Here is a 22994-nt window from a genome sequence, read left to right on the forward strand (position 1 = left end):
GATGGGAACTCCCTACGCCCCCGGGGTGCGCCGCGCAACGGCGATGCGCACCCCGGCCCCCCGGCTCAGCCGCAGGTCAGCGTCCAGCGGCAGCTACCCGACAAGCACTCCTTCCCGTACAGGCAGGTGGCCCCTCGGGCCTTCTTCGGCTGGCACTTGCCGCTGTTGAGACCCCAACCACAGTACTGCGTCGACGCGCAGTCGGCCTCCTCGTCGCAGATGCAGGTGCCGGAGCTGTTGCAGCCGGACGCGGTGCACGCGTCGCTGATGCACTCCTCCTTGAAGCGGCAGGACTCGCCCACGGCCTTGGAGTCCGGCGCGTAGCGCACGCCGCACAAGAGCGGGTACTGCGTCTCGCGGGTGGCCTTGTCCACGTAGGTGGCCACGCCGCTGGTGTCGATGTCCGCCGCCGCGTCCGCCATGCCCGTGCGCGGGTTCACGGCGCGCTCCCACGTCTTCAGGAACGTCTCCGCCGAGCCCGACAGGCCCGCGGTGTTCGCGCCCACGCGGCCCAAATCCTTGAGCAGGTCCGGCAGGTAGCCCACGTGCGCGAGGCCGTACTCGTCGAAGCCCGTGCCCAGGCGCGTGGGGCCGGCGACGTTCTGCTGCCGCAGGTGCGCGTCCGCCTCCGCCTGGAACGTGGCCGAGCACGCGCCGTTGTTGCCGAAGCGCGGACGGGTCTGCTGGATGAAGCCGTTCAGGTCCGCGCCGAAGGCCATGGGCACCTTGAGGCCCTGGCGGCCGAACTCGACCGCCTGCGCCAAGGAGCGCGTGGAGCCGTGGCAGTTGTTGGCCACGCCCGAGCGCGAGTACGTGCGCGTCTCGTCATGCGCCGTGCGCAGGCCGAAGATGCCGCCCGTCTGGCGCAGGTAGCGCACCACCCACGCGGGCGTGGTCTTCTCGTCGTCCGCCAGCTTCGGGTTCATCACCTCGCGGAAGTGGCCGTGGGAGATGACCAGCGGGTAGTACGTGTTCGCCTGCGCCAGGGCGAAGGCGTCCTGCAGGCCCTTCTCCGACAGGTGCGCCACGTCGATGAGCATCCCGCGGCTCATCATCGCCTGCACCAGCGCCTTGCCGTCCGCGGTGAGGCCCTTGGTGTTGCGGCAGTTGCCCGCCGCGTCGCGGTACACGTCGAAGCCGAGCGTCATCGTGTCGGTCGTCACGCCGCAGTCGGTGTCCACGTGGCACGTCTCCAGGAACTGCGCGGCCTGGAAGATGGCGTTGTGCAGCGCCGCGCCGCCGAAGCGGTTGTCCAGCTGGTGCACCGGCTGGAGCGAGCGCACACCCAACGAATAGAAGCGGTCCAGCTCCGTGCGCCAGTCCTTGGTGCCGAACAGCTTGCTCGTCTCGATGGAGAGCACCATGGCGAGCTTGCCGGAGGCGATGATGTTGCGCGCGTGCGAGGGCGTCAGGGCGATCTCCACCCAGTCGTTGCGCGCGTCGAAGTCACGCGCCATCTGGAGCTGGAGCTCCACGTCCACCATCTCGTCGCACGGCCGCGAGATGTTCTGGTACGGCAACACCTTGCAGAGGAACTCGTTGCTGACCAGCGACACCATCACCAGCGACATGCCGCCCTGGTGCGCCTGCCGCAGCCACCCCTCCCACGACTGCTGATGGGCGATGGTGTCCCAGCGCGGCCACTGGGTGTTGACGGACATGCGGCCCAGGTGGATGCCGGTGTCGCCCTCGGTGCCCTCAATCTTGCCGATGAACTCCGAGCCCACCGCGCCGCCCAGGCCGAAGAGCGCCGCGAGCAGCGGGTTGCCGCCCAGGTTGATGCCTCCCGAGTTCGGGCACAGGTTGAGCAGGTTGCTCAAGTCCATGCGCACGCGGGCGTGGTCGCTCTCCGGAAGGCCGCCGTCACAGCTCGTCAGCGAGCCGGTGTGGCTGCCATGGAACCAGCCACCGCCGAAGGCCTCCTCCGCGAACATGTGGTGGTGCAGCTCCGCGAAGCCCGGGGCCGTCAGCGGCTGGGATTCGGACTCGGTCGCGGGCGCTTCGGACGGCGCCTCCTCCTGCACGGGACCGCAGGCGAGCCCCAGACACAGGCTCAAGGGAAGAAGGGCCAGGACACCCTGGCGTCGATGACGCGGGGACATGAACATAAGCGGGGGATTCCTTCTCGGGATGCGGGCGGATGGCTCCGCGGCCGCGGTGGTGAGGATACTCCTCGCTCAACGCGCATTTCGAGCCGCGTCCGTGCTGCTTGAAACATTCGGTGACAGTTGTCGCCGCCTTGCGTCATCGGCTTCGCGTGGTGGTGCGGTGGCGACCCGGCGCGGCGCGCGCGAGCAGCGGCGAGAGGTGTAGCGGTATCCTCTCGCGCCGCACCTGGGCCGCGTCCCGTCGGCCGGTGCGCCACGAGGACTCATGCACCTGGACGACTACACGCGATACGACGCGCTGGGGCTGGCGGAGCTGGTGCGTCAGAAGGAAGTCAGCCCCGACGAGCTGCTGCGCGCGGCGCTGGAGGCCATCGCCCGCGTCAATCCGAAGCTGAACGCGGTCATCGACGTCCGGGAAGCCGACGCGCGCGAGGCCTTGAAGCGGGGGGTGGCCGATGGGCCCTTCCGTGGGGTGCCCTTCCTCATCAAGGACCTGGTGGTGCACGCCGCGGGAATCCCCACGGAGCTGGGCAGCCGGCTGGCGCGTGGCCTGGTGCTCCCGCATGACACGGTGTTGATGGAGCGCTATCGCCGCTCGGGCCTGGTGCTGATGGGGCGGACGAACACGCCGGAGTTCGGCAACAACGCGACCACGGAGCCGGTGACGTACGGCCCCACGCGCAACCCGTGGGACCTGTCGCGCAGCCCGGGTGGCTCGAGCGGCGGCTCGGCGGCGGCGGTGGCGTCGGGCATCGTCCCGGTGGCGCACGGCAACGATGGCGGCGGCTCGCTGCGCATCCCGGCCTCGCTGTGCGGTGTGTTCGGCTTGAAGCCCACGCGCGGGCGCGTCTCGGTGGGTCCGGACGGAGGCGACGCGGTCAACGGCCTGGGCATCGAGCATGTCATTACCCGCTCGGTGCGCGACAGCGCGGCGATGCTGGATGCCACGCAGGGCGCGGCGCCGGGTGACCCGTACTACGCGCCGCCGCCGGAGCGGCCGTTCCTGGAGGAGGTGCGTCGGGAGCCGGGGAAGCTGCGCATCGCGATTTCACGCAAGGCGGCGTCGGGCGTGCCGGTGCACCCGGACAACGTGGCGGCGGTGGAGGACGCGGCGAAGCTGTGCGCGTCGCTGGGGCACGACATCGTGGAGGCCGCGCCCGTCTACGACGACGCGGTCCTGGTGGAGGCCATGGTGTCGGTGTGGTGCGCGAGCAACGCGGCGCTGGCGGAGATGCTCGGCGGAGCGCTGGGGCGCACGCTGGGGCCGGACACACTGGAGGCCACGACGTGGGCCGCCGTGGAGCACGGACGGCGTCTGCGCGCGCTGGACCTGCAGGCGGCGTTCGCGGTCTTCAACCAGGTGAGCCGCGTGGTGGGCGCGTTCTTCGTGGACCACGACGCGCTGCTGACGCCCACCGTGGCCGTGCCGCCCTACCCGCTCGGCGTGCTGGACTCGAACAAGCCCATGGGCGCGGGCGAGTGGTACCGGCACGTCTTCACGCTGATTCCCTTCACGCCGCTCTTCAACGTGACGGGACAGCCGGCCATGTCCGTGCCCCTGCACTGGAACGCGCAGGGCCTGCCCATCGGCGTGCAGTTCGTCGGCCGCTTCGCGGAGGAGGCCACCCTGTTCCGGCTCGCGGGCCAGTTGGAGCACGCCCGCCCCTGGTCCGTGCGCAGGCCGCCCGTGCACGCGGCGCGGGCGACGGAGAACCTCTCCGCCTGACCCAAAGCCAGAGTGAGCGCGCTCCACCACCTGGTCGACGACGGCAGCGACCAGGTGGCTCCAAGCCTCATGCGCTCAGGGGACTGGACGGACCGGCCCTCGACAAGAACCGTCGGGTCTTCCTGCTCCTGGCCCTGTCCATCCAGCGGGGCGCCCAAGGACCAGGTGCCTGGCTGCACGGCGTCGGGGAGCCGGAAGTATCGGGTCAGCCTGACGGACATCCTAGCGACCTCACTCGCCTCGAGACGGAAACCGTTGAAGCCCAGGCTCCAGGCGCGGCAGGTATCGGCCGAGTCCATCCATCACCAGGGCCTCGATTCGGACCACGGTCCGGTCGGGCCCGATGACGAGTGTCTCGACGCGCTGGAACTGGGAGGTCTCACGCCGCCGCTCCTTGATTTCAGACCAGGGGATGAGCAGCGGCGGATGGAACGGTGTGAAGCTGGGCATCATCGCGAGATAGAGCCCCGCTTCACTCGCGCCCACCGTCAGGCAGCGGTTGTAGTGCGTCCAGCCCATCCGCCCGGTCGACATCTTCATGAACAGGTCCGGCCGGGGCGCGCTCGTCCGGTAGCGCTTCGCGAGCCCGGACCAGCCACCCTTGACCGACGCGAAGAACGAGATGCCCACGAGGCCCAGCACGAACAACGGAGGAAACAGCCAGCCCGGTAAGGCCCCCGTCGCCAGCAGGAGCATGTCTCGTGACTCCAGCATCTGAATCCCTCCTCACTCGCCCCGGCGCGGAGCACGCGCCCAGAGCACATCCCAGGTCAGCTCCAACCCCGCGGAGCCGGGGGTCTCGATGACGACCTGCACCTCGGTGGCCGCCACCTGTGCCCCCTCCGCCCTGGCCCGATTGAAGAGCTGCTGGAGCAGCTTCGGCCCATCGACATACGTCGCGAAGAGGAACCCCGAGGCGCCCACCGGCGTCAGCGGCTCCGCCTCCGGCAGGTCCACCCCCAGCCCCCACGCGGCCAGCAGCTCGTCGTACAGCTCATCCAGATCATACAGCGGCGCATGAATCCCCAGCGCGCCACAGCCACACTCCCACCCGAAGCTCCCCGCCAGCGCGCCCTCCTCGAGCAGCCGCCCCTTCGCCGGCGCGGCGCACAGCCCGCACGACACCGGGGGCACCTCCCCCACCAGCTCCCGCTGCTCATCGAAGACGAGTCTGAACGCGTCCATCGCGGCCGTCCTCCAGGTAGGGAGTGAGCGACTCCATCGCGGACGAGGGAACCGTCAGCCGAAGGTGCGTCGGGCCGAGGAGGAGCGTGTCGGTCCACCAGAACAGGAACTGCTTGCGCTCCCACGCACGAATCTCCGACCAGGGGATGCGCAGCGGGGAATGGGAGAGCCGTAGCGGCAGGATGGGACACAGGTAGAGCCCTCGCGCGTCGCCTCCCATCCGGAGACAATTGTTATACGAGGTCCACCCCAACCGGGCCGAGCGCAACCACCGCATCGACTCGGGCCGGTCCTCGGTGTCCGTCGCGAAGTCCCGCGCCAGCCCACGCCAGCCACTCATCCACGACAAGCCCCACATCACGAACGCGAACCACAGCGCCGCGAGCGGCAGGATGAGCACGAGAGCAGGACCTGACAGGGACAGGGACGCCATGACACCTCCCTAGGCGGGCGCTACCAACCGCGAAAGCGCTTCTCTCAATCGCTCGGGAATCGCCGTGGACTTGCGCGTCTGTCGGTCCACGAACACATGGACGAAGTGGCCGTGGGCCGCGGCCTCCGCCTCGCCCTCCTTGAAGATGCCAATCCCATACGTCACCGAGCGCGTGCCCAGCTTGTCCACCCGCAGCCCCGCCCGGAGGCGGTCCGGATACGCAAGCGGCGCGCGGTACTGGCACTTCGACTCCACCACCAACCCGATGATGGGGCTCGCGTGGATGTCCAGCCCCCCCTCGTGGATGAGGTAGTGGTTCGCCACGGTGTCGAAGTAGCTGTAGTACGTGACGTTGTTGATGTGACCGTAGACGTCATTGTCCATCCACCGCGTGGTGATGGGCAGGAAGTAGGTGTAGCGCTCGGCGGTCTCGACGTCACTCACGGCACAATCCCTCTCATCACGGCGACCAGTACCCCAGGGCCTGCTGGAAGAGCCCTTCCAGCACCGGCCGCGTCATCTCTCGGGGCGCGTTCTGGAGCAGGCGCTGCTGGGGCAGCGCCCCCGACGCGAGCGCCGATACGTCCTCCTGCGTGTACCCCACCCCTCGAAGCCCGTTCGGCATCCCCACCGCGCGCATGATGCGGATGAGCTTGTCCGCCAGCACCTCGCCCGCGTCCCCAGGCCCCGCGCCCCGCGCGTCCGCGCCCAGCCACGTGGCCGCCTCCAGATGACGCTCCGGGCTCTCGGCCGCCGTGTAGCGGAACACCGCCGGCGCGTTGAGGATGACCGCCATGCCGTGTGGCACCAGCGGCTCCTCCTGGGGATAACCCGAGGGACGGAAGTCCCGCACCCGCCCCGCCACCGCGTACGCCATGCCGTGCGGCGCATGCACGCCCGCGTTGCCGAACGCGATGCCCGCCAGCGTCGCCGCCCACATCAACTGCTCTCGAGCCTCGTGGTCCGTCGCGTCCGCCACACCCCGCTCCAGATACAGCCCCATCAACCGCAGCGCCTCACGACAGCCCAGATCACTCCAGGGATTCGCCCCCTGACTCATCGGCCGCAGCGTCGGACGCGCGGGCGCGGGCCGGCGCACATAGGCCCGGGCCGTATAGCTCTCCAGCGCGTGGGACAGGACATCCAGTCCACTGGCCGCCACGACCTCGCCCGGCAGCGTGGCGGTGCAGTCCGGGTCCACCAGCGCCTCGGTGGGCCGCAGCGCGTTCGACGCGATGCCCGTCTTCGCGCCCAGCGAGCGCAAATCGAAGATGGTGATGCCCGTCACCTCGCTGCCCGTGCCGGACGTGGTGGGACACGCGATGTGGGGCTTGAGCGGCCCGGGCACCGGCCGGCCCTCGCCCACCGGCGCATTCACGTACGTCAGGAAGTCGGACGGCCAGGTGGCGAAGAGGTTCGCCGCCTTGCACGTGTCGATGACGGAGCCACCGCCCAGGGAGACATAGCCATCCGGACGCAGGTCCGCGGCGAAGCGGATTGCCTCCAGGAAGGACTGGTCCGTGGGCTCGATGCTCACGTCCTTGAAGACGCCAAACTCCAGCCCCGCCGCGCGCAGCGACTCCACCACGGTGCCGAAGATGGGCAGCCTGGCCACCCCCGCGTCGGTGAAGAGCGCCACGCGCCGCATCCCGAGCGCCCTCGCCCTGTCCCCCACCTCCGACAGGCAGCCCCGTCCGAAGGTGACGCGCGAGGACTCCATGGTGAAGGCGGAGTCACATCCCTCCCCCACCTCCTGGTAGTGGCAGCACCCGAAGCCCATGACGTCCTCCCGCGAGGGTCCAGGCCGCAATCTACCGTGGCTCGACGCCCCAGGGGCGCGCCGTCGTCAGCAGTCGTAGTCGGGAGGTGTCCCCCCGTCCTCGATGACCACCGGCGCGGGGCCGCCCCGCTTCGCCAGCGCCTCTCCGCAGTCGAGCGATGCCTCCCCCGACAGCGTGCGGTAGAGCACACATGACGCGCGCTCGACGAAGAACGCCTGACGTGGCCAGTCCGGCCCGCGCGCCACCAGGATGGCCACCGTGTAGTGCCCGCCGTCCGGCAGCCGCACCACGCCCACCTCGTTGAGCACGTTGTAGCGCGCGTCGTCCGAGCAGCACCCCGGAGGCAGCCACCCCGCCTTGTGCCGCAAGCTCGCGCGGGCCTTCGCCGGCAGGCGCGTGCCCAGCCACCCACCGCAGCCCTCGCGAGGCGTCAGCTCCATCCACTTCAACAGGCGCGACGTCGGCCGGGGCTTCAGCAGCTCGCCCGCCGCCAGGCGATGGAGGAAGGCCACCGCGTCCGCCGCGCAGAGGTAGTTGTCGTTCCCCATCACCTTCGGGGAGTTGGTGGCCCAGCGCGGCTTGCCGTAGTTCCACTTCGTCAGCGCGGTGTTCTTCACCTCGAGCGAGCGCAGATAGTCGTTGATGGCGTCCGGCCCACCCACCAGGTCGATGACCGCGCCCGAGGCCTCGTTGTCCGAGGTGCGGAAGACCTTCTCCGCCAGCGGGGCCACCTTCTTCTCCTCGGCCTTCTTCAGCGCCGCGGCCACCCAGAACACCTTGGCCGAGCTCGCGGAGATGTGCGGCACCGTGTCCGAGAACCCGGCGTACTCCCCCGTCCTCGAGTCCCGCACCGCCAACGCGATGTCCGAGCCCGGCGACAGGCTCGCCGCCTCCGCCGCCAGCGAGTCCACGACGGACTGGAGCGAGGCACGCGCGGGGCCCGCATCCGTCGCCTGAGCGGTCCCCACCGCGAGCAGCCCCAGCACCAACGCTCCCACCCGAAACATCAGCGCTCCACCTGGGGCTGCGGCGTGACGAGCGGAATCCCCGCGGCCGCCACGTACGCGCCGTAGTCATAGGGAGGCAGGCGCTGGGCGCCGTCGTAGTCGAAGTCCACCACGCCGGTGAGCGTCACGCCCTTGTCCACCGCGGCCGAGGAGGCCAGCAGGTGGAAGTCCTTCGCCGCCGCGTCCCTGAAGCCCGCCGCAGACAGCTGCGTGGACACCAGGTTCGCCCTCGCGAGCAGGTCCAGGCACGCCGTGTTGTTGCCATTGCCCGCGTGCGTCGTCGGCGCGCCCGCGACGATGTTGTTGGAGAAGGTGACGTTGAAGCGCGTCCCCGTCCGGGCTCCGAGGATGATGTTGTTCATCACCAGCGAGCCGCCCAGGCCCTGGAACATGATGCGCTCGGGGCCCGCGCTGGAGCCATCCACCCAGATGGAGCCGCTGCCAGCGCCGATGAGCTCCGAGCACCCGCCCCCCACGACGAGGACTGCCCATCCCACGGCCGCAGTGAAGATGCTCGAGCGAGTCGTCATGGACCTGCTCAATACAACTTTTCACGGTTTGTCGGGAGTCTCCTGAAAGAGCCAGCCGAGGAAATGGGAGAACTGGCTGGAGCCGTAAGCGGCGAGCGCACATTCGGCGACGAGCTCACGCGAGCCCTCGACGACGAGGTCATGTCGCGTCTGAGCGAGCGCGCGGTCCACCTCGGTGAGCGGACTCACCTGCGTCCGCAGCAGCTCGATGAGCGCGGCGGCCCGGGACATGGCCTCACGGAAGGCCCTGGAGAGGACGCCAGAGGTCCGAGCCTGGGCCGCCGCGGTGTCCTCCTCCGCCTCCAGCGCGGCGCGGCGCTCGTCGAACCGGGCCTCGAGCGCAGCCAGGCGCTGCTTGAAACGCAGCAGCGCCTCGTCGCGCGCGCGGGCTGAGAGCGATTGTTGAAGCTCCGCGTCGTCCTCCCAGCGTCGACGTTCGACCTCCAGGTCCTTGCGAGCGTTGAGCTCCTCGCGCTCCACCTGCGCCCGCCGTCCCTCGATGCGCTCCAGCTCGGAGCTGTCCACGTCCAGGTTGCGTCGACGCACGTCCTCCATCCACGCGTGCAGGGCGTCCTGCTCCGTGAGCAATGGGGAGCGCGCGGCCTGGGACTCGCGCAGGACGGCGGGACGGGACTGGGTCAGCCGACGCAGCTGCTCCTCCAACCGGACTCGCGCCGTGGCCGCCTCGGTCCGCTGGCGTTCCCACGCGAGGCGCTCGCGCGCCAGTGCGTCGCGCAGGTACAGCGCTCGACTGCGCACCGCCCCCACGCTCCCGACGAACCCCGCGCCCAGCAGCCACCACGGCGAGAACACCACGGCGGGCACCAGGCCCAGCGCCGCGGTGACCAGCAGCCCGCCGACCATGCCGCGCTCCAGCGAGCCCTCGCGGGAGAACTCCCGCACCACGGGCTTGTCGAGGGGAAGGAACCGCGACAGCTCGCGCAGCCAGGCCATCGTCGGCGACGCCTCGCCCGCCCTGGGCGGCGACACGTCCAGCGACACCTCGGGCACCGCGTCGGCGCGCATCGCCAGCAGTCGCGACAACATGGGGGCCACGTACTCGCGCACCCGCGCGTGGGGCGAGGTCCGCAGCGCCTGGAGCAGCGGGGAGCGCTCCGGCTCGACGAAGTCCCTGCGGCGCAACAGCAGACAGTCATCCCCGCCCTGGAAGCGCTCCCAGAGCGACGGCTCGTGCGCGAGCGCCACGAGCGACAGCCACACCACCCAGCCCGAGAAGTGGTCCAGCCGCAGGTCGAAGAACGCCGCGTCGCGGCCGGGGTGCTGGTAGTTCGGGTGACCCGTCTCGTGGCCCGTGCGCCCGACCAGCGCGGGTACGCACATGCCGTCGTAATCGATGAGCCGCAGCCCCCGCTCCGTGACGAGCACATTGCCGTGCTGCAAATCGCCGTGCGCGATGCCGGCGTCACGCAGGGCCGACAGCAGCCCCAGCCACTCCGCGGCGAGCCTGAACAACGTCAGCGGCTCATGCAGGTGTCGGCCGACGTAGCGCTCCAGGGACTCGCCCTGCACCCACTCCATCATGACGATGGGCAGCCAACGGCCACGGACGTGGATGCCACGAGGCTGGAACCAGACCCCCACGGACGATGGCAGCCAGCGCTGCTCCAGATGCCGCCGGATCTCGAGGTAGCGCGACTCCTGGTCCCGGGGATACGGGCGCGTGAAGCAGCGCACGGCGTAGACCTGGTCGCCGCAGGTCACCTTGTACGTGGTGGCGAAGTTGCCCGCGCGAGGCCGGGGCAGCCCCGCCATCGCCCCCGTCCCCTGCTCGACGACGCCCGCCTTCAGCCGAGCGTCGGAGAAGGCCTGTCCCGGATGCTGGAGGGCGGCTTGATAGTCGCTGTCGGAAGGCAGGGCCATGACGTCACGCCCCCACCGACAGGCGCATCAGCGTGGTGTCGTCATTGCGGATGCTCCGCGCTGCGCGCAGGCCCGCCACGAACGACTCGAATGAAGCCCGGGCGGGCAACGCCAGCCAGGGCCGCGCTCCCCGCTCATGCTCCCCCAGGAACCAGTGGGCCAGCGCATCCGTCATCAGGAGCAGCATGTCACCCGCGCGCACCTCGCCCGTCGCCCCGCGCGCCTGCTCGACGACGCGCGCGTTCTGCGCGCCGTGCGTGGACACCAGGAAGGGACGCGAGCCGAACGACGACGCGAGCTCCAGGGGGAAGCTCCGCACCAGCTGCTCGTCGCGCACCTGGAACAGGCAGGAGTCCCCCACGGCCAGCGCGGACCATGTGCCCACGACGCCGTCCCCTCGCGCCGGCGTCCCCGCGAGGCTCACGCCCAGCAGCGTGGCGAAGGCCCCCTCGCGGAGCTTCTCCTCGGCGTACCAGGGCAGCTTGCGCCCCTCGACCTCCACGAGCCAGCGACGCTGCAGTCCTGGCAACGCCTGGAGCAGGTCCGGGGGCGCCCGCAGCGGGCCCTGGGCGTACTCACGCGCGAGCAGCCGCGCCCACAGACCGGAGAAGAGGCTCTCCGTCGCCCCGTCCGCGACGGCCACGTGCAGCGTGTCCTCTTCGATGACACAGGCGTGCTCGGGCGCCGCGGCGTCCTCGTTCTCCGAGGGCGCGTTGCCGTCCTTCTGGACACCCATCACCTCGAGCCCGATTCGCATGCTCAACGCAGGTTGCTCGGCCGCGTCCCGATGTTCAGGAACTTGATGAGCGAGAGGATGTCCGCGTTGAAGACGAAGCCGCGCGCGCCCTCGCGCACCGCGTGGCCCTCGTCCCTGGCCGCGGCGAGCATGCCCTGGGTGAGCGGGCTGGAGAGCGCGAAGAGCCTGCGCGCGTGCGCGTCCGGCAGGTTCGTCTCCGAGTCGGGGAACTGGATGGGCACGGCCGGGTTCGAGGACAGGTGCACGTTGAGCAGCAGCACCGCGCCGTCCGCGCCCTGCACCGAGCGGAGCGCCGCCGCGGCCTCCGTCGGGTCGCCGTCCGTGGGCTCGCCGTCGGAGATGTTCACCACGATGGGCGGGAAGCTCTCCGGGTGCTCGCGCCTCCAGGCCGTCACCAGCTCGCGGGCCCGGAGGAGCACCTCGCACATGGGCGTGGGACCGTGCGCGTGCGGCTCGACCCAGATGGGGAAGCGGACCTTCTCGCGCACCAGGCCCCCCATCCCGTCCTCGCGCTCGCGCGTGCGCTCTTCCAGCCTCGCGGGCGCATGCCCCACCTCGCTGATGGGCACCAGCCCCCGCCCCGCGAGCGCGCCGGAGAAGGCCGGGGCGACCTTCTCGCCATACCCGAGCACGCCCAGGTGGAAGTAGTCCCGGATGCCCTCCTCGCGGGCGCACCGCACCACCAGGTTCTGCAACAGGCGGTTGGTGACGTCCGCCACACCCTCGGCCTTCTTGCGCGTGCCGCCCTGCCCCCCGAAGGGGTCGTCCATCGACCCCGACTGGTCGATGAGCAGCAGGATGCAAGCGGGCTGGGTGCGGCTGATCTCCGACGAGTAGGCCATGGGTCCTCGCACTGCGCGGTCCAAGCTGCGCGCGCGAGCCTACAGTGCCCCCTGCCGACGGGGACGACGATTCGACGCCCTCCGCCGCGCCCCGGGACAGCCGGCGCGGCGGAGGACGGACGGCCTAGTTCGTCACGCCCTTGGCCAGCTCACCCACGAAGCCCGCGGCGATGCGCGAGAACTTCAGGGCGTGGTTGGCGTTGTTACCCGACTGGGCAATCGTGTCGTTGACCGTGTGGATGTAGGGGTTGCCCGAGCTGACCGTGGACTCGTGCGGGATGGAGGCGGCGAAGCCCTGGTTCGTCCACGACGCGTGGTCCGAGCACGCGTAGCCACACGTGGTGTCGCGCTGGACGATGCCACCGCCGTAGGTGGTGATGATGTTGCGCAGGAACGTGTTCTGCGCGGCGTTGGTGTAGTCCGTGACCACGCCCACGTCATGGGTGTTGCCGGCGCGCTTGTAGTTGGTCATGTCCAGTTGGAGCACGCCCACCACGTTGATGCCGTTGTTCTTGTGCCAGGCAGCGATCTCCTTCGAGCCGCGCAGGCCGACCTCTTCGGCCGCGTAGCCGATGAACTTCACCGTGCGCAGCGGACGGTAGTTGCAGGACACCGCGGCGCGGATGACCTCCGTGAAGGACGCGATGCCGGAGGCGTTGTCATCCGCGCCAGGCGCCGTGGAGCCCGAGGAGATGGAGTCCAGGTGGCCGCCCACCACCACCACCTCGCTGGCCAGCGTGGAGCCAGGGATGGTGAGGACCACGGAGGGCTGCGCCCACGCCGCGTGGGTGAACAGCGACGCGGTGATGTCGCTGCGCGACGCGGCGATGTTCGCCCAGAGGGTGCGCAGCGCGTTCGCCGCGTTCACGCCCGTCGTGTGCGTGTAGTAGCGCGTGGTGTACCCCGACAGCGTGGTGATGGTGGAGCGCACGCCGGGCTCGGTCAGCCGGCCAATCATGCAGTTGACGGCGGTGGCGTTGTCGATGGTGTACGTCACCAGCTCCTGCGTGGCCGCCAGCGGCTCGGGCACCAGCGACTTCTCCGCCTCGTCCCGGGTCTCGAACGTGACGAAGCCCGCACACCGGTTGAACTTCTCGTGCATGACATGCGCGATGCGCTCCAGCTGCGACTCGCGCACCGCAATCACCGACACCTCCTTCTTCGTCAGCGACGGCGGCGGCAGCTTCCAGCCTTCCTTCGCGAACGCCTCCGCCACGGGCTCCATGGCGTCGGCGCCCAACGAAATCCACAGCTCCCGGTCCTCGGCCCCCGCGAACGACGCGGTAGGGCTCAGCAACATCAGGGCAAACGGAATCAACCGCTTCATGGGCAGCGCTCCTTGCTGGGTGGGTGGTGCGTCGCGGATCACCGCGGCCAGCCGCATCGCACGGCCTCCGCGTGTGGACTCCACATGGCGCGCGCACTGCTGCCGCGCGCGCCCTCGGGAGACGGAACCGCACTTTCCGCTTAATCCGCGATTGCGGACAACCTACCCCACCCCGGAGACGCAGGGTGAACTATTCACCACTCAACAAACACGCCCCGTATGGGAGCCGCGCCTCCACGGGCCCACCTGCACGGCCGTGGAGTGCGGGCCAGTCACTCGCTGGGGAGCACGGCCACCACATTCGTGCCCGGCCGGGCGCCGTTGTGGGAGGACGGCTCGTGCTCGGTGAGGCAGGCCTCGGTGCGGACCATTGGCAGGCCGTAGGGCTGCTCGCGCAGGAAGGCCATCAGCCGCTCGCGCACCAAGCACCGCAGGTCGAACGCCTTGCCGGAGTCCGCCGCGCTCACCAGGGCGCGCAGCTTCATGGTGCGCTCGGACATGTCCGTCACCTGCAGCCCGCCCACCTTGCCGTCCCACAGCCCGTTGGACTCCTGCTCCAGGATGCGCCGCAGCTCGGCGCGGACCGCGGGCACGTCCGTGCGGAAGTCCACGTAGAACTCCGCGGTGCCCATGATGTCCGGAGACACCTTGCTCCAGTTCTGGAAGGGCTTCTCCAGGAAGTGGCCCATGGGAATCACCAGCCGGCGCAAATCCCACACCTTCACCACCACGTACGTGAGGGTGATCTCCTCCACCCACCCCCACTCGTTCTCCACGATGACGGTGTCGCCGATGCGGATGGGCTGGGTGATGGACAGCTGGATGCCGGCCAGCAGCGTGGAGATGGACTTCTGCGCCGCCAGGCCGATGAACAGGCCGGCGATGCCCGCCGAGGCGAGCAGCGACACGCCCACGTTCCGCACCGCCTCGAACTGCAGCAGCATCAGCGACGCGCCGATGAGCACCACGGCGACCTCGACGACCCGCCGCAGCACCGCCAGCTGCGTGCGCAGGCCTCGGGCCCGGCCCACGTTGCCGCCCTTCTCCTCGCGCACCACCGTCTGCTCGACGAAGCCCGCGGCGAGCTTCACGAAGCGCAAGAGGAACCACGCCACCGCCACCAGGCCCACCGAGCGCGTCACCAGCTCCACGCCGTGCTTCGCCACCGGCGGCAGCTTCAGCGCCCACAGCCCCGAGGCCACCAGCACCGCGAACAGCACGTAGCGCGTGGGGCCTCGCGCGGACGTCGCCAGCTGGTCATCCCAGCCCGACTTCGTCATGGCGGTGGCCCGGTCCACCAACCTGAGCACCAGCCACTCGAGGGCCCGCCCCAACAGCCACGCCCCCACGAACAGCACCGCCAGCCCCGCCCACTGCCACAGCTCCAGGCCCCACGCGCTGCCCTCGGGCACCGGGACGGGCAACGGAGGCGGCGGGGCGCTCGCCACGGGTGCTTCGGGAGTCGCGGCGGAGAGCCAGGGCAAGGGGATGGAACGCACCATGTCTGGGACCTTTCGAGTCGGGGCGCACGGCGAGCCCCGGTCCCGCGCCTCCCTCTCGCGTGGACTCCGTGCTCCCGGGCTTAATGTTTGAGGTCAAACCTACTAACGGTACGAGCGGGGATGGTCCAGGACCTTTTTGGAGGGAGGTTCCCCTGGACCCGGCGCGGCTTTCCGGGATGACCGGGTTGAGGGAGACTCGGGCCCCACGCTGTCCACCCGGAACCACGGCCCGGGCCGTGTGCTTCCTGAGCGCAGGAGATGGTGATGAGCATCTGGAATGTCGCGGGCCGTTGGGCCCGGAGCGTCGTTCAGCAGCCGCCCGCCCCCTCCACGGCCAACGAGGCGCGGCCCAAGGATGGCGCGGGCGCGGCGTCGGGCTCGGCGCAGGCGAAGGACTCCTTCACGCCGTCTCCGTCACCGGGCCCCAGCCCCACGCGGCCGGACTTGTCTGGGGGAGCGAACGAGGGGCCGAGCGGGTACTCGAAGCCGGTGCACGCGGACGAGCTGCCGGACATCCAGAACGGCACGGGGGTGCTGACGCTGAACCTGGCCAACGGCGCGGGCTCCGAGTACCGCACGGCGAAGAACCGGGAGGAGCAGGCGGAGCTCATCCGCGAGACGGGCGCGACCATCGCCGGGTTCCAGGAGGTGGACATCGGCGTGGACCGCAGCGGGAACGCGAACACGGCGTTGGACATCGCGCGGCACCTGAACCCGGCGTTCGAGGCGTTCAAGTCGGGCACGGTGCCCACGGTGGGGCTGCACGAGGACGCGCCGGCCACGGCGATCCGCCAGGGCGCGGATGGGACGACGCTGTACCAGACGCCCGAGGGGACGCTGGTGACGGGCGAGTCGTTCTCCGGGGACGACAGGAGCATCAAGGGCGACACGGGCGCGGACGCGACGTACGGCAACGCCATCTACGTGGGGGCGCCGGACAAGGTGGTGGACGCGTACACGGTGACGCTGCCGGCGGCGGAGTCCGGAGGGCCCGCGGTGTCGTCGAAGGAGGACCTGGCGGCGCTGGGCGACGGCAAGCTGACGGAGTCCGAGCGCAAGGCGCTGGGGGAGCGCAACGAGGCGCTCAGGAAGAACAGTCCCTCCGAGCCGCGCACGGCGCTGGTGACGCGCGTGGTGGGGCCGGATGGCCAGGAGAAGAGCATCATCAACGTGCACCTGGCCGCGGGGAAGGAAGGCGCGGGGCTGCGTGAGAAGCAGCTCCAGTTCCTCGCGGAGGTGGCGCGCGCGGAGGCCAAGGGGCCGCCGGCGCGCGAGCTGGTGGTGATGGGTGACTTCAACGACTCGACCGAGAACGTGGGCAAGGCGCTCGAGGGCGCGGGGCTGCACCGCGTGGTCGGCGGCAAGAAGGCCAACGGCGACAACTTCGACCAGGTCTGGGTGTCGGGCGGGCTGGACACGCACAACGCCGCGCAGGTGAAGACGGACGGCGTGAGCGACCACGCGCACGCCGGTTACGCCATCATCCGCTGACGCGGGGTCACTTCGCGCCGGTCTTCGCGGCCGGCGCGGGCCCGGGCAGTCGCGAGACGTGGCTCGCGACGATGCGCCACCGGCCCTCGCGCTTGATGAGGGTGTCGGTGAAGCGCAGGTCCGCCGCGAAGGAGGAGCCGCCCGCGACGCCCTTGACGGAGGTGATGCCAATCACCACGGCGGTGTCTCCGTACAGGCGGACCTTCATGTCGTGGTTGCGGAACACCTCGTAGCGAGGCTCCCGGGTGCGCACCTCGGCGAGCGTCGCGGCGCGGTCCGTGAGGTTGCCGGAGGAGTCGAGCAGCGTGAAGCCGTCGGCGAGGAAGCCCTCGAGGAAGGCGACGTCCCCCTTCTCGAAGGCCGCGCAGCCGGCGTGCAGCGCGTCGAGCACGGCCTTCTCCTCCGCGCTCGCGGCGGAGGCGGGGGTGGACAGTGCAAGCAGGACGAGGACGAGCAGCGTGCGGACCATGGGAGGACCTCCTGGGGAGCGAGGCCCCCTGGCGTACAGCGACCTCCGCGCGCTGTCGAACCATCGTTGCTCCGTGATGCCCGGGCTACTCGATGATTTTGACGTGCTGCGCGCCGCCGGCCTTCAGGTAGTCGGCGATGCGCTGGATGATGACCTCGCGCTCCGCGTCGGTGACCTTCTTGCCGTCGTCCCAGCGCCGGATGGACTTCTTGACGATGAAGGCGAAGCCGGCGCTGAACTCGAACAGCAGGGCCCTGTCGTTCTGCTGGTAGAAGCCCATCTCGCCGCGGCCGAGCGCCGTGATTCGGTACTCCTCCGAGTCGCTCACGCGCACGCGGAGCCCCCGGGAGGGATCCTCCTTCTTGATGCGCTCGATGAAGTCGCGCTCGTCCTGGTCCATCCGGGCATCTTGGCCACGCTCGCGCCGCGCCTCAATCCTCCTGGGGCGCGCGCTGGCGCAGCACCAGCAACCGCAGCTCGGTCATGTCCTCGATGGCGTACTTCACGCCCTCGCGCCCCAGGCCGGAGCCCTTCACGCCGCCGTAGGGCATGGTGTCCACGCGGAAGCTCGGCACGTCCCCCACCACCACGCCGCCCACCTCCAGCTCGTCCCAGGCGTGCATCGCGCGTGAGAGGTCGTTGGTGAAGAGCCCTGCCTGGAGCCCGTACCGCCCCGCGTTGACCTGGGCCATCGCCTCCGTGAAGGACGTGAAGGGCTGCAAGAGCACCACCGGACCGAACGCCTCCTCCGCGCTCAGCGGCGCGTCCTCGGGCACCCCCTCCAGCACCGTGGCCTCCAGCAGCGCCCCCTTGCGTCCACCGCCCGTCAGCACCCGGGCGCCCCGCTCCACCGCGTCCTGGATCCACCCCTCGAGCCGCTTCGCCGCCGGCTCGTCGATCATCGGCCCCAGCGTCGTCGCCTCGTCCCGAGGGTTCCCCGAGCGCAGCGCCCGCGCCCGCGCGACGATGAGCGCCTTGAATGCGTCGTAGTGCGACGCATGCACCAGCACCCGCTGCACCGAGATGCAGCTCTGCCCCGACTGGAAGAACGCCCCGAGCGCCACGCGGTCCGCCACCGCCTCCAGCGGCGCGCCCGGCTCGCGGTCCACCACGCACGCCGCGTTGCCGCCCAGCTCCAGCACCACCTTCTTGCGCCCCGCGCGCGCCTTGAGCTCCCAGCCCACCTTCTCCGAGCCCGTGAACGACAGGAGCTTCAGCCGCTCGTCCTCGATGAGCGGACCGATGTCCTGCAGCGTCGGCGTGACGACGGAGAACGCGCCCTCGGGCAGGTCCGTCTCCGCGAGCACCTCCGCCAGAATCATCGCGCTCACCGGCGTGCGGTCCGACGGCTTCAGGATGAACGGGCAGCCCGCGGCAATCGCGGGGGCGACCTTGTGCGCTACCAGGTTGAGCGGGAAGTTGAATGGCGTGATGAGCGACACCGGCCCCACCGGCACCCGACGCGTGAAGCCCCGATAACCCTCGGCCCGCGCGGACACCTCCAGGTTCAGCACCTCGCCGCCTCCTCGCACCGCCTCCTCGGCGGCGGCCTTGAACGTCTCGATGAGCCGCGTCACCTCGCCGCGCGCGTCACGCAGGGGCTTGCCCGCCTCGATGCAGAGGACCCGGGCCAGCTCCTCCGCGCGCGCCTGGAAGCGACGCACGCAGTGCTCCAGCACCGCCTGTCGGGCATGCGCGGGCAGCCGCCGCATCGGCCCCGCCGCGCGCACCGCGGCGGCGATGGCCTCCTCCACCGCGGCCGCGTCCGAGAGCGCGACGCGCGTCACCACCTCGCCCGAGTATTTGTCCACCACGGGCAGGTCCGTGTTCGGCCAGCGCGGCCGGTTGGCCACGTAGTACGGATAGCGTTCAGCCAACATGGAGCACCTCGCCTTCCTTCTCCCCGACGCCGAGCGCGCGGGTGTTGTCCGAGTAGTCGATGGGCAGGTCGATGACATGCACGCCGCCCGACTCCAGGCAACGTGACAGGGTCGCGCCGAACTCCGACGCGCTCGTGGGTCGATGCCCCCTGGCGCCGTACGCCTCCGCGTAGCGGACGAAGTCGGGGTTGCCCAACGCCATGCCGAAATCCGGCAGACCCATCTCCCCCTGCTTCCAGCGAATCATCCCGTAGCCGTCGTCACGCACGACGACCACCGTCAGGTCCAGCCCCAGCCGCACCGCCGTCTCCAGCTCCTGCGAGTTCATCATGAACCCACCGTCACCGCAGACCGCCACCACCTTGCGGCGCGGATGCACCAGCTTCGCCGCAATCGCGGAGGGCAGCCCCGCCCCCATCGTCGCGAGCGCGTTGTCCAACAGGAGCGTGTTGGGCCGCCGCGTGCGGTAGTACCGGGCGAACCACAGCTTGTACATGCCGTTGTCCAGGCACACGATGCCGTCATCCGGCAGCGCGCGGCGCACCTCCGCCACCAGCCGCGCGGGGTAGATGGGGAAGCGGTCATCCGCCGCGCCTCGCGCCAGCTGCGCCTCCAGCCCCGCCCGGGCCTTCTCGAACGGCGCGAAGTCCCAGCTCGCCCCACGCTGTCCCAGCCCCTCCGCGATGCGCCACACGGCGTTGGCGATGTCCCCCGTCACCTCCAGCTTCGGGAAGTAGACCGGGTCCACCTCCGCCGAGGAGAAGTTCAGGTGGACGACGGCGCGGCTGCTGTCGCGCATCACGAACGGCGGCTTCTCGATGACGTCGTGTCCCACGTTGATGATGCAGTCGGACATCTCGATGGCGCGGTGGACGAAGTCTCCGTCCGACAGCGCGGCGGTGCCCATCCACAGCGGGTGGGACTCATCGACGACGCCCTTGCCCATCTGCGTGCTCGAGAAGGGAATCCCCACCCGGTCCACCAGGACGCGCAGCATCTCCGAGGTGAGCTTCCGGTTCGCGCCCGCGCCCACCATCAGCAGCGGCCGGCGCGCGGAGGCAATCGTCTCCACCGCCCGCGCGATGGAGCCCTCGTCCGCCACGGGCCTGCGCCACGCGCTGGGCGCGAGCAACGGCGCCTCGGTGGCCTCGCGCGCGACGTCCTCGGGCAGTTCCAGATGGGTGGCGCCGGGGCGCTCCTCCTCCGCGCGGCGGAAGGCCTCGCGCACGGCGGACGGGACGTGCTCCGCGGAGACGAGCGTGCGCGTCAGCTTGGTGAGCGGGCGCATCATCCCCACCACGTCGACAATCTGGAAGTGGCCCTGCTTGCTCGCCTTGATGGGCTTCTGCCCGGTGAGCATCACCATGGGCATGGCGCCCAGCTGCGCGTACGCGGCGGGCGTGACGAGGTTGGTGGCGCCCGGCCCCAGCGTCGCCAGGGTGACGCCCGCCTTGCCGGTCAGCCGCCCCCACGTCGCCGCCATGAAGCCGGCCGCCTGCTCGTGGCGGGTCAGCACCAGCTTCAGGCTGGAGCCGCGCATCGACTCCAAGAGGTCCAGATTCTCCTCGCCGGGCAGCCCGAAGACGTAGCGCACGCCCTCGGCCTCCAGCGCTTTGACGAACAGGTCCGATGCCTTCATCTCGCGGTCCTTCCTTCCGGTGACACCGAAGTTCTACGGACCGGGCTCGATTCGTATATTCGTTTGTTCACATCGCTTTAATAGGCACCATCTATGATGGCCCCATGGAGCTCCGACACTTGCGCTACTTCACCGCCGTGGCGGACACGCTGCACTTCGGCCGGGCCGCGCGGCGGGTCCACGTCTCGCAGCCCACGCTGTCCCAGCAGATCCGCCAGCTGGAGGAGGAGCTACAGACGCCCCTCTTCGAGCGCTCCCGCGCGGGCGTGCGCCTGACGCAGGCCGGAGAGCTGTTCCGCAGCTACGCGTCGCGCGCGCTGGAGGACGTGGACGCGGGACGGATGGCGGTGGGCGCGCTGCGAGGCCTGGCCACGGGCGCGCTGCGCGTGGGCTATCCCCCCAGCATGCGAGGCCTGGTCGTCCCAGCGCTCGCCGCCGTCCTGCGCCGGCACCCCGGCCTCGCGCTCAGCGCGGAGGAGCTCGTGGTGCGCAGGATGGAGCGGCGCCTGTCGGACGGAAAGCTGGACGTGGGGCTGGGCTACGCGCCGGCGCGCGCACCGGACCTGGACACGGAGCCGGTGTTCGACAGCCGGCTCGCGCTCGTCGTCGCGCGAGGCCATGTGCTGGCGGGCGCGGAGACGGTGGGCGTGAAGCAGCTCACGGACGAGCCCTTCGCCCTGCTCTCCCCGGGCCTGCGGGTGCGCTCGCGCGTGGACGCGTACTTCGCCACGCTGCGGCTGTCCCCGCGCATCGCGCTCGAGTCCAACGCCGTGGGCACGGTGCTCGCCATCGTCCGCGCGGGGCTCGCCGTCACGGTGCTGCCCGAGCCACGTCTCGCCGACGTGGAGCGGCTGGTCGTCAAGCGGCTGTCCCCGGCGCCGCGCTCCGAGCTGGCCGCCCTCCTCTGGCGCAAGGGTGCGCCCCGAGCCCCCGCCGCCGAGCTGTTCGCCGCCGAGGTCCGCGCCCGCGCCAGGGAGTCCGGAAGCTGACCCACTTCACGCCCGAGCCGCACTCACAACCAGATGGTTGACTGTCCCATCTCCATCGCTATTCTCAACGAAATGGTTGAACGTCACGCGGGAGGACCGCGTCGACGACGTTGTCCCCTCTTGGAGGAACCGATGCGCATCTCGATGAATAGCGTGTTCGTCGACGACCAGGCCAAGGCCCAGAAGTTCTACACGGAGAAGCTGGGCTTCGTGACGAAGGTGGACGTGCCCGCGGGCGGAGCGCGCTGGCTGACGGTGGTGTCGCCGGACGACCCGAACGGCACGGAGCTGCTGCTGGAGCCCAACGGGCACCCGGCGGCGACGGCGTACCAGAAGGCCATCTTCGCGGATGGCATCCCCGCCACGGCCTTCACGTCGACGAACATCCACGAGGAATATGAGCGACTGAAGGCACGCGGCGTGGTGTTCACCAAGGCGCCCACCCAGTTCGGGCCCGCCATCATCGCCACGTTCGAGGACACCTGCGGCAATCTCATCCAGATGCTCCAGGTCGTGGGACAGCCCTGACGTCCCCGCGCGGGACCTGTCAGGATCAGCGCGTCCCTTCGTCCCCGCGCCCCATGCCCCCTGAATCCTCCCCGGTCCTGAGTGCGTCCCAGCTTCAACAGTTCATCGAGCAGGGCTTCGTCCGGCTCGATGACGCCTTCCCGAAGGAGGTCGCCGCCGAGGCGCGCGCCCTCCTCTGGAAGGACACCGGCTGTTCACCCGACGACCCTTCGAGCTGGACCCGCCCCGTGGTCCGGCTCGGCGAGTACACGCAGGACGTCTTCCGGAGGGCCGCGAACACCCCCAGGCTGAAGGCCGCGTACGACCAGCTCGTCGGCTTCGAGCGATGGTGGCCGAGGATGAGCCTGGGCTCCTTCCCGGTCCGCTTCCCCAGCACCGAGAACCCCGGTGACGACGGCTGGCACGTCGACGTCAGCTTCCCTCCACCGGGCGGCACCGACTCCTTCTTCGAGTGGCGCAGCAACGTCTCCACCCAGGGGCGCGCACTCCTGATGCTCTTCTTGTTCTCCGATGTCGGAGAGAGCGACGCTCCCACGCGACTCCGTGTCGGCTCACATCACGACGTCGCGCGGATGCTGGCCCCCATGGGCGATGCGGGTCTTTCGTTCATGGAGCTGGCGCAGCGGATGGAGCAGACGGCGTCACGACCGGAGGCGCTGGCCACGGGCGACGCGGGGACCGTCTACCTCTGCCATCCGTTCATCGCCCACGCCGCGCAGCCGCACCGGGGCACCCGCCCCCGCTTCATGGCGCAGCCTCCCCTCTTCCCTCGCAAGCCCTTCGACCTGGAGAAGGACGACTGCCCCCTGGTGGTCGCCATCCGACAGGCGCTCGCAACGACGAAGGCCTGAGCGCACGCTCGAACAAGGAGCGTGGAGAGGCCCCCCGCGGACCTTCTCCACGCTCCCCTCGAATTCCC

22 protein-coding genes are annotated in these 22994 nt (G+C 70.4%); 5 read left to right on the top strand and 17 right to left on the bottom strand.

The annotated features are described in order from the left end of the window. Positions 1 to 65: 65 nt before the first annotated feature. Positions 66 to 2102 (bottom strand): membrane dipeptidase, encoded by a 2037-nt coding sequence (locus tag K8640_RS29745; RefSeq protein ID WP_223750209.1) that lies wholly within the window; start codon positions 2100 to 2102, stop codon positions 66 to 68. 271 nt (positions 2103 to 2373) lie between these two features. Between K8640_RS29745 and K8640_RS29750 the strand changes: the two genes are divergently transcribed. Further along, positions 2374 to 3834 carry an amidase gene (locus tag K8640_RS29750; protein WP_223750147.1) on the top strand — a complete coding sequence of 487 codons (1461 nt, stop codon included), beginning with the start codon at positions 2374 to 2376 and terminating at the stop codon, positions 3832 to 3834. Between the two features lie 231 nt (positions 3835 to 4065). On the opposite strand, the gene K8640_RS29755 is transcribed toward K8640_RS29750, so the two are convergent. From K8640_RS29755 to K8640_RS29810, 12 genes are all read right to left on the bottom strand, one after another. Beyond that, positions 4066 to 4548, bottom strand: a complete 483-nt coding sequence (locus K8640_RS29755; RefSeq protein ID WP_223750148.1) for a hypothetical protein — start codon at positions 4546 to 4548, stop codon at positions 4066 to 4068. Between the two features lie 12 nt (positions 4549 to 4560). Next, on the bottom strand, positions 4561 to 5019 hold the full coding sequence (locus tag K8640_RS29760; protein ID WP_223750149.1) for a hypothetical protein: 459 nt from the start codon (positions 5017 to 5019) through the stop codon (positions 4561 to 4563). Next, positions 4991 to 5452 (bottom strand): hypothetical protein, encoded by a 462-nt coding sequence (locus K8640_RS29765; protein ID WP_223750150.1) that lies wholly within the window; start codon positions 5450 to 5452, stop codon positions 4991 to 4993. Before K8640_RS29765 ends, K8640_RS29760 begins: the two co-directional genes overlap by 29 nt. 9 nt (positions 5453 to 5461) lie before the next feature. Further along, positions 5462 to 5896: a thioesterase family protein gene (locus K8640_RS29770; protein ID WP_223750151.1), complete on the bottom strand. Its 435-nt coding sequence runs from the start codon at positions 5894 to 5896 to the stop codon at positions 5462 to 5464. 16 nt (positions 5897 to 5912) lie between these two features. After that, entirely contained in the window at positions 5913 to 7232 is a 1320-nt protein-coding gene (locus tag K8640_RS29775) for a hydroxyacid-oxoacid transhydrogenase (RefSeq protein ID WP_223750152.1), read from the bottom strand. 66 nt (positions 7233 to 7298) lie between these two features. Beyond that, on the bottom strand, positions 7299 to 8240 hold the full coding sequence (locus tag K8640_RS29780) for a serine hydrolase (RefSeq protein WP_223750153.1): 942 nt from the start codon (positions 8238 to 8240) through the stop codon (positions 7299 to 7301). Then, on the bottom strand, positions 8240 to 8770 hold the full coding sequence (locus tag K8640_RS29785) for a choice-of-anchor Q domain-containing protein (RefSeq protein ID WP_223750154.1): 531 nt from the start codon (positions 8768 to 8770) through the stop codon (positions 8240 to 8242). The genes K8640_RS29780 and K8640_RS29785 overlap by 1 nt, the downstream gene beginning before the upstream one ends. A gap of 21 nt (positions 8771 to 8791) precedes the next feature. Then, positions 8792 to 10651, bottom strand: coding sequence for a hypothetical protein (locus K8640_RS29790; protein WP_223750155.1), 1860 nt, complete (start codon positions 10649 to 10651; stop codon positions 8792 to 8794). 4 nt (positions 10652 to 10655) lie between these two features. After that, entirely contained in the window at positions 10656 to 11408 is a 753-nt protein-coding gene (locus tag K8640_RS29795; RefSeq protein WP_223750156.1) for a protein phosphatase 2C domain-containing protein, read from the bottom strand. A 2-nt stretch (positions 11409 to 11410) separates the two neighbouring features. Next, complete coding sequence (locus K8640_RS29800; RefSeq protein WP_141329772.1) at positions 11411 to 12250, bottom strand: vWA domain-containing protein; 840 nt, start codon at positions 12248 to 12250, stop codon at positions 11411 to 11413. Positions 12251 to 12374: 124 nt separating this feature from the next. Continuing rightward, entirely contained in the window at positions 12375 to 13577 is a 1203-nt protein-coding gene (locus K8640_RS29805) for a M20/M25/M40 family metallo-hydrolase (RefSeq protein WP_223750157.1), read from the bottom strand. A 272-nt stretch (positions 13578 to 13849) separates the two neighbouring features. After that, positions 13850 to 15079 (bottom strand): mechanosensitive ion channel family protein, encoded by a 1230-nt coding sequence (locus tag K8640_RS29810; RefSeq protein WP_223750158.1) that lies wholly within the window; start codon positions 15077 to 15079, stop codon positions 13850 to 13852. 264 nt (positions 15080 to 15343) lie between these two features. On the opposite strand from K8640_RS29810, the gene K8640_RS29815 reads away from it, so the two are divergent. Continuing rightward, the gene (locus tag K8640_RS29815; RefSeq protein ID WP_223750159.1) at positions 15344 to 16570 is read left to right on the top strand and encodes an endonuclease/exonuclease/phosphatase family protein; all 1227 of its coding nucleotides are present in this window, start codon (positions 15344 to 15346) and stop codon (positions 16568 to 16570) included. Positions 16571 to 16577: 7 nt separating this feature from the next. Here K8640_RS29815 and K8640_RS29820 read toward each other — a convergent pair whose 3' ends face one another. The 4 genes from K8640_RS29820 to K8640_RS29835 form a co-directional block, all read right to left on the bottom strand. Further along, on the bottom strand, positions 16578 to 17039 hold the full coding sequence (locus K8640_RS29820) for a nuclear transport factor 2 family protein (RefSeq protein ID WP_223750160.1): 462 nt from the start codon (positions 17037 to 17039) through the stop codon (positions 16578 to 16580). A gap of 85 nt (positions 17040 to 17124) precedes the next feature. Beyond that, the gene (locus K8640_RS29825; protein WP_223750161.1) at positions 17125 to 17439 is read right to left on the bottom strand and encodes a hypothetical protein; all 315 of its coding nucleotides are present in this window, start codon (positions 17437 to 17439) and stop codon (positions 17125 to 17127) included. Positions 17440 to 17470: 31 nt separating this feature from the next. After that, positions 17471 to 18919, bottom strand: a complete 1449-nt coding sequence (locus tag K8640_RS29830) for an aldehyde dehydrogenase family protein (protein WP_223750162.1) — start codon at positions 18917 to 18919, stop codon at positions 17471 to 17473. Continuing rightward, the gene (locus K8640_RS29835; protein ID WP_141329782.1) at positions 18909 to 20558 is read right to left on the bottom strand and encodes an acetolactate synthase large subunit; all 1650 of its coding nucleotides are present in this window, start codon (positions 20556 to 20558) and stop codon (positions 18909 to 18911) included. Before K8640_RS29835 ends, K8640_RS29830 begins: the two co-directional genes overlap by 11 nt. 104 nt (positions 20559 to 20662) lie before the next feature. On the opposite strand from K8640_RS29835, the gene K8640_RS29840 reads away from it, so the two are divergent. From K8640_RS29840 to K8640_RS29850, 3 genes are all read left to right on the top strand, one after another. Then, positions 20663 to 21547: a LysR substrate-binding domain-containing protein gene (locus K8640_RS29840; RefSeq protein WP_223750163.1), complete on the top strand. Its 885-nt coding sequence runs from the start codon at positions 20663 to 20665 to the stop codon at positions 21545 to 21547. Between the two features lie 132 nt (positions 21548 to 21679). Further along, positions 21680 to 22075: a VOC family protein gene (locus tag K8640_RS29845; RefSeq protein ID WP_223750164.1), complete on the top strand. Its 396-nt coding sequence runs from the start codon at positions 21680 to 21682 to the stop codon at positions 22073 to 22075. Positions 22076 to 22128: 53 nt separating this feature from the next. Further along, positions 22129 to 22926: a phytanoyl-CoA dioxygenase family protein gene (locus K8640_RS29850; protein ID WP_223750165.1), complete on the top strand. Its 798-nt coding sequence runs from the start codon at positions 22129 to 22131 to the stop codon at positions 22924 to 22926. Positions 22927 to 22994: the final 68 nt, after the last annotated feature.

The organism is Myxococcus sp. XM-1-1-1, from assembly GCF_020037095.1.
GTDB lineage: Bacteria > Myxococcota > Myxococcia > Myxococcales > Myxococcaceae > Myxococcus > Myxococcus fulvus.

Coding starts and splice junctions, on each gene's coding strand:
- K8640_RS29745 (WP_223750209.1), bottom strand. CDS start 2,102: ATGTCCCCGCGTCATCGACGCCAGGGTGTCCTGGCCCTTCTTCCCTTG.
- K8640_RS29750 (WP_223750147.1), top strand. CDS start 2,374: ATGCACCTGGACGACTACACGCGATACGACGCGCTGGGGCTGGCGGAG.
- K8640_RS29755 (WP_223750148.1), bottom strand. CDS start 4,548: ATGCTGGAGTCACGAGACATGCTCCTGCTGGCGACGGGGGCCTTACCG.
- K8640_RS29760 (WP_223750149.1), bottom strand. CDS start 5,019: ATGGACGCGTTCAGACTCGTCTTCGATGAGCAGCGGGAGCTGGTGGGG.
- K8640_RS29765 (WP_223750150.1), bottom strand. CDS start 5,452: ATGGCGTCCCTGTCCCTGTCAGGTCCTGCTCTCGTGCTCATCCTGCCG.
- K8640_RS29775 (WP_223750152.1), bottom strand. CDS start 7,232: ATGGGCTTCGGGTGCTGCCACTACCAGGAGGTGGGGGAGGGATGTGAC.
- K8640_RS29780 (WP_223750153.1), bottom strand. CDS start 8,240: ATGTTTCGGGTGGGAGCGTTGGTGCTGGGGCTGCTCGCGGTGGGGACC.
- K8640_RS29785 (WP_223750154.1), bottom strand. CDS start 8,770: ATGACGACTCGCTCGAGCATCTTCACTGCGGCCGTGGGATGGGCAGTC.
- K8640_RS29790 (WP_223750155.1), bottom strand. CDS start 10,651: ATGGCCCTGCCTTCCGACAGCGACTATCAAGCCGCCCTCCAGCATCCG.
- K8640_RS29795 (WP_223750156.1), bottom strand. CDS start 11,408: ATGCGAATCGGGCTCGAGGTGATGGGTGTCCAGAAGGACGGCAACGCG.
- K8640_RS29800 (WP_141329772.1), bottom strand. CDS start 12,250: ATGGCCTACTCGTCGGAGATCAGCCGCACCCAGCCCGCTTGCATCCTG.
- K8640_RS29805 (WP_223750157.1), bottom strand. CDS start 13,577: ATGAAGCGGTTGATTCCGTTTGCCCTGATGTTGCTGAGCCCTACCGCG.
- K8640_RS29810 (WP_223750158.1), bottom strand. CDS start 15,079: ATGGTGCGTTCCATCCCCTTGCCCTGGCTCTCCGCCGCGACTCCCGAA.
- K8640_RS29815 (WP_223750159.1), top strand. CDS start 15,344: ATGAGCATCTGGAATGTCGCGGGCCGTTGGGCCCGGAGCGTCGTTCAG.
- K8640_RS29820 (WP_223750160.1), bottom strand. CDS start 17,039: ATGGTCCGCACGCTGCTCGTCCTCGTCCTGCTTGCACTGTCCACCCCC.
- K8640_RS29825 (WP_223750161.1), bottom strand. CDS start 17,439: ATGGACCAGGACGAGCGCGACTTCATCGAGCGCATCAAGAAGGAGGAT.
- K8640_RS29830 (WP_223750162.1), bottom strand. CDS start 18,919: ATGTTGGCTGAACGCTATCCGTACTACGTGGCCAACCGGCCGCGCTGG.
- K8640_RS29835 (WP_141329782.1), bottom strand. CDS start 20,558: ATGAAGGCATCGGACCTGTTCGTCAAAGCGCTGGAGGCCGAGGGCGTG.
- K8640_RS29840 (WP_223750163.1), top strand. CDS start 20,663: ATGGAGCTCCGACACTTGCGCTACTTCACCGCCGTGGCGGACACGCTG.
- K8640_RS29845 (WP_223750164.1), top strand. CDS start 21,680: ATGCGCATCTCGATGAATAGCGTGTTCGTCGACGACCAGGCCAAGGCC.
- K8640_RS29850 (WP_223750165.1), top strand. CDS start 22,129: ATGCCCCCTGAATCCTCCCCGGTCCTGAGTGCGTCCCAGCTTCAACAG.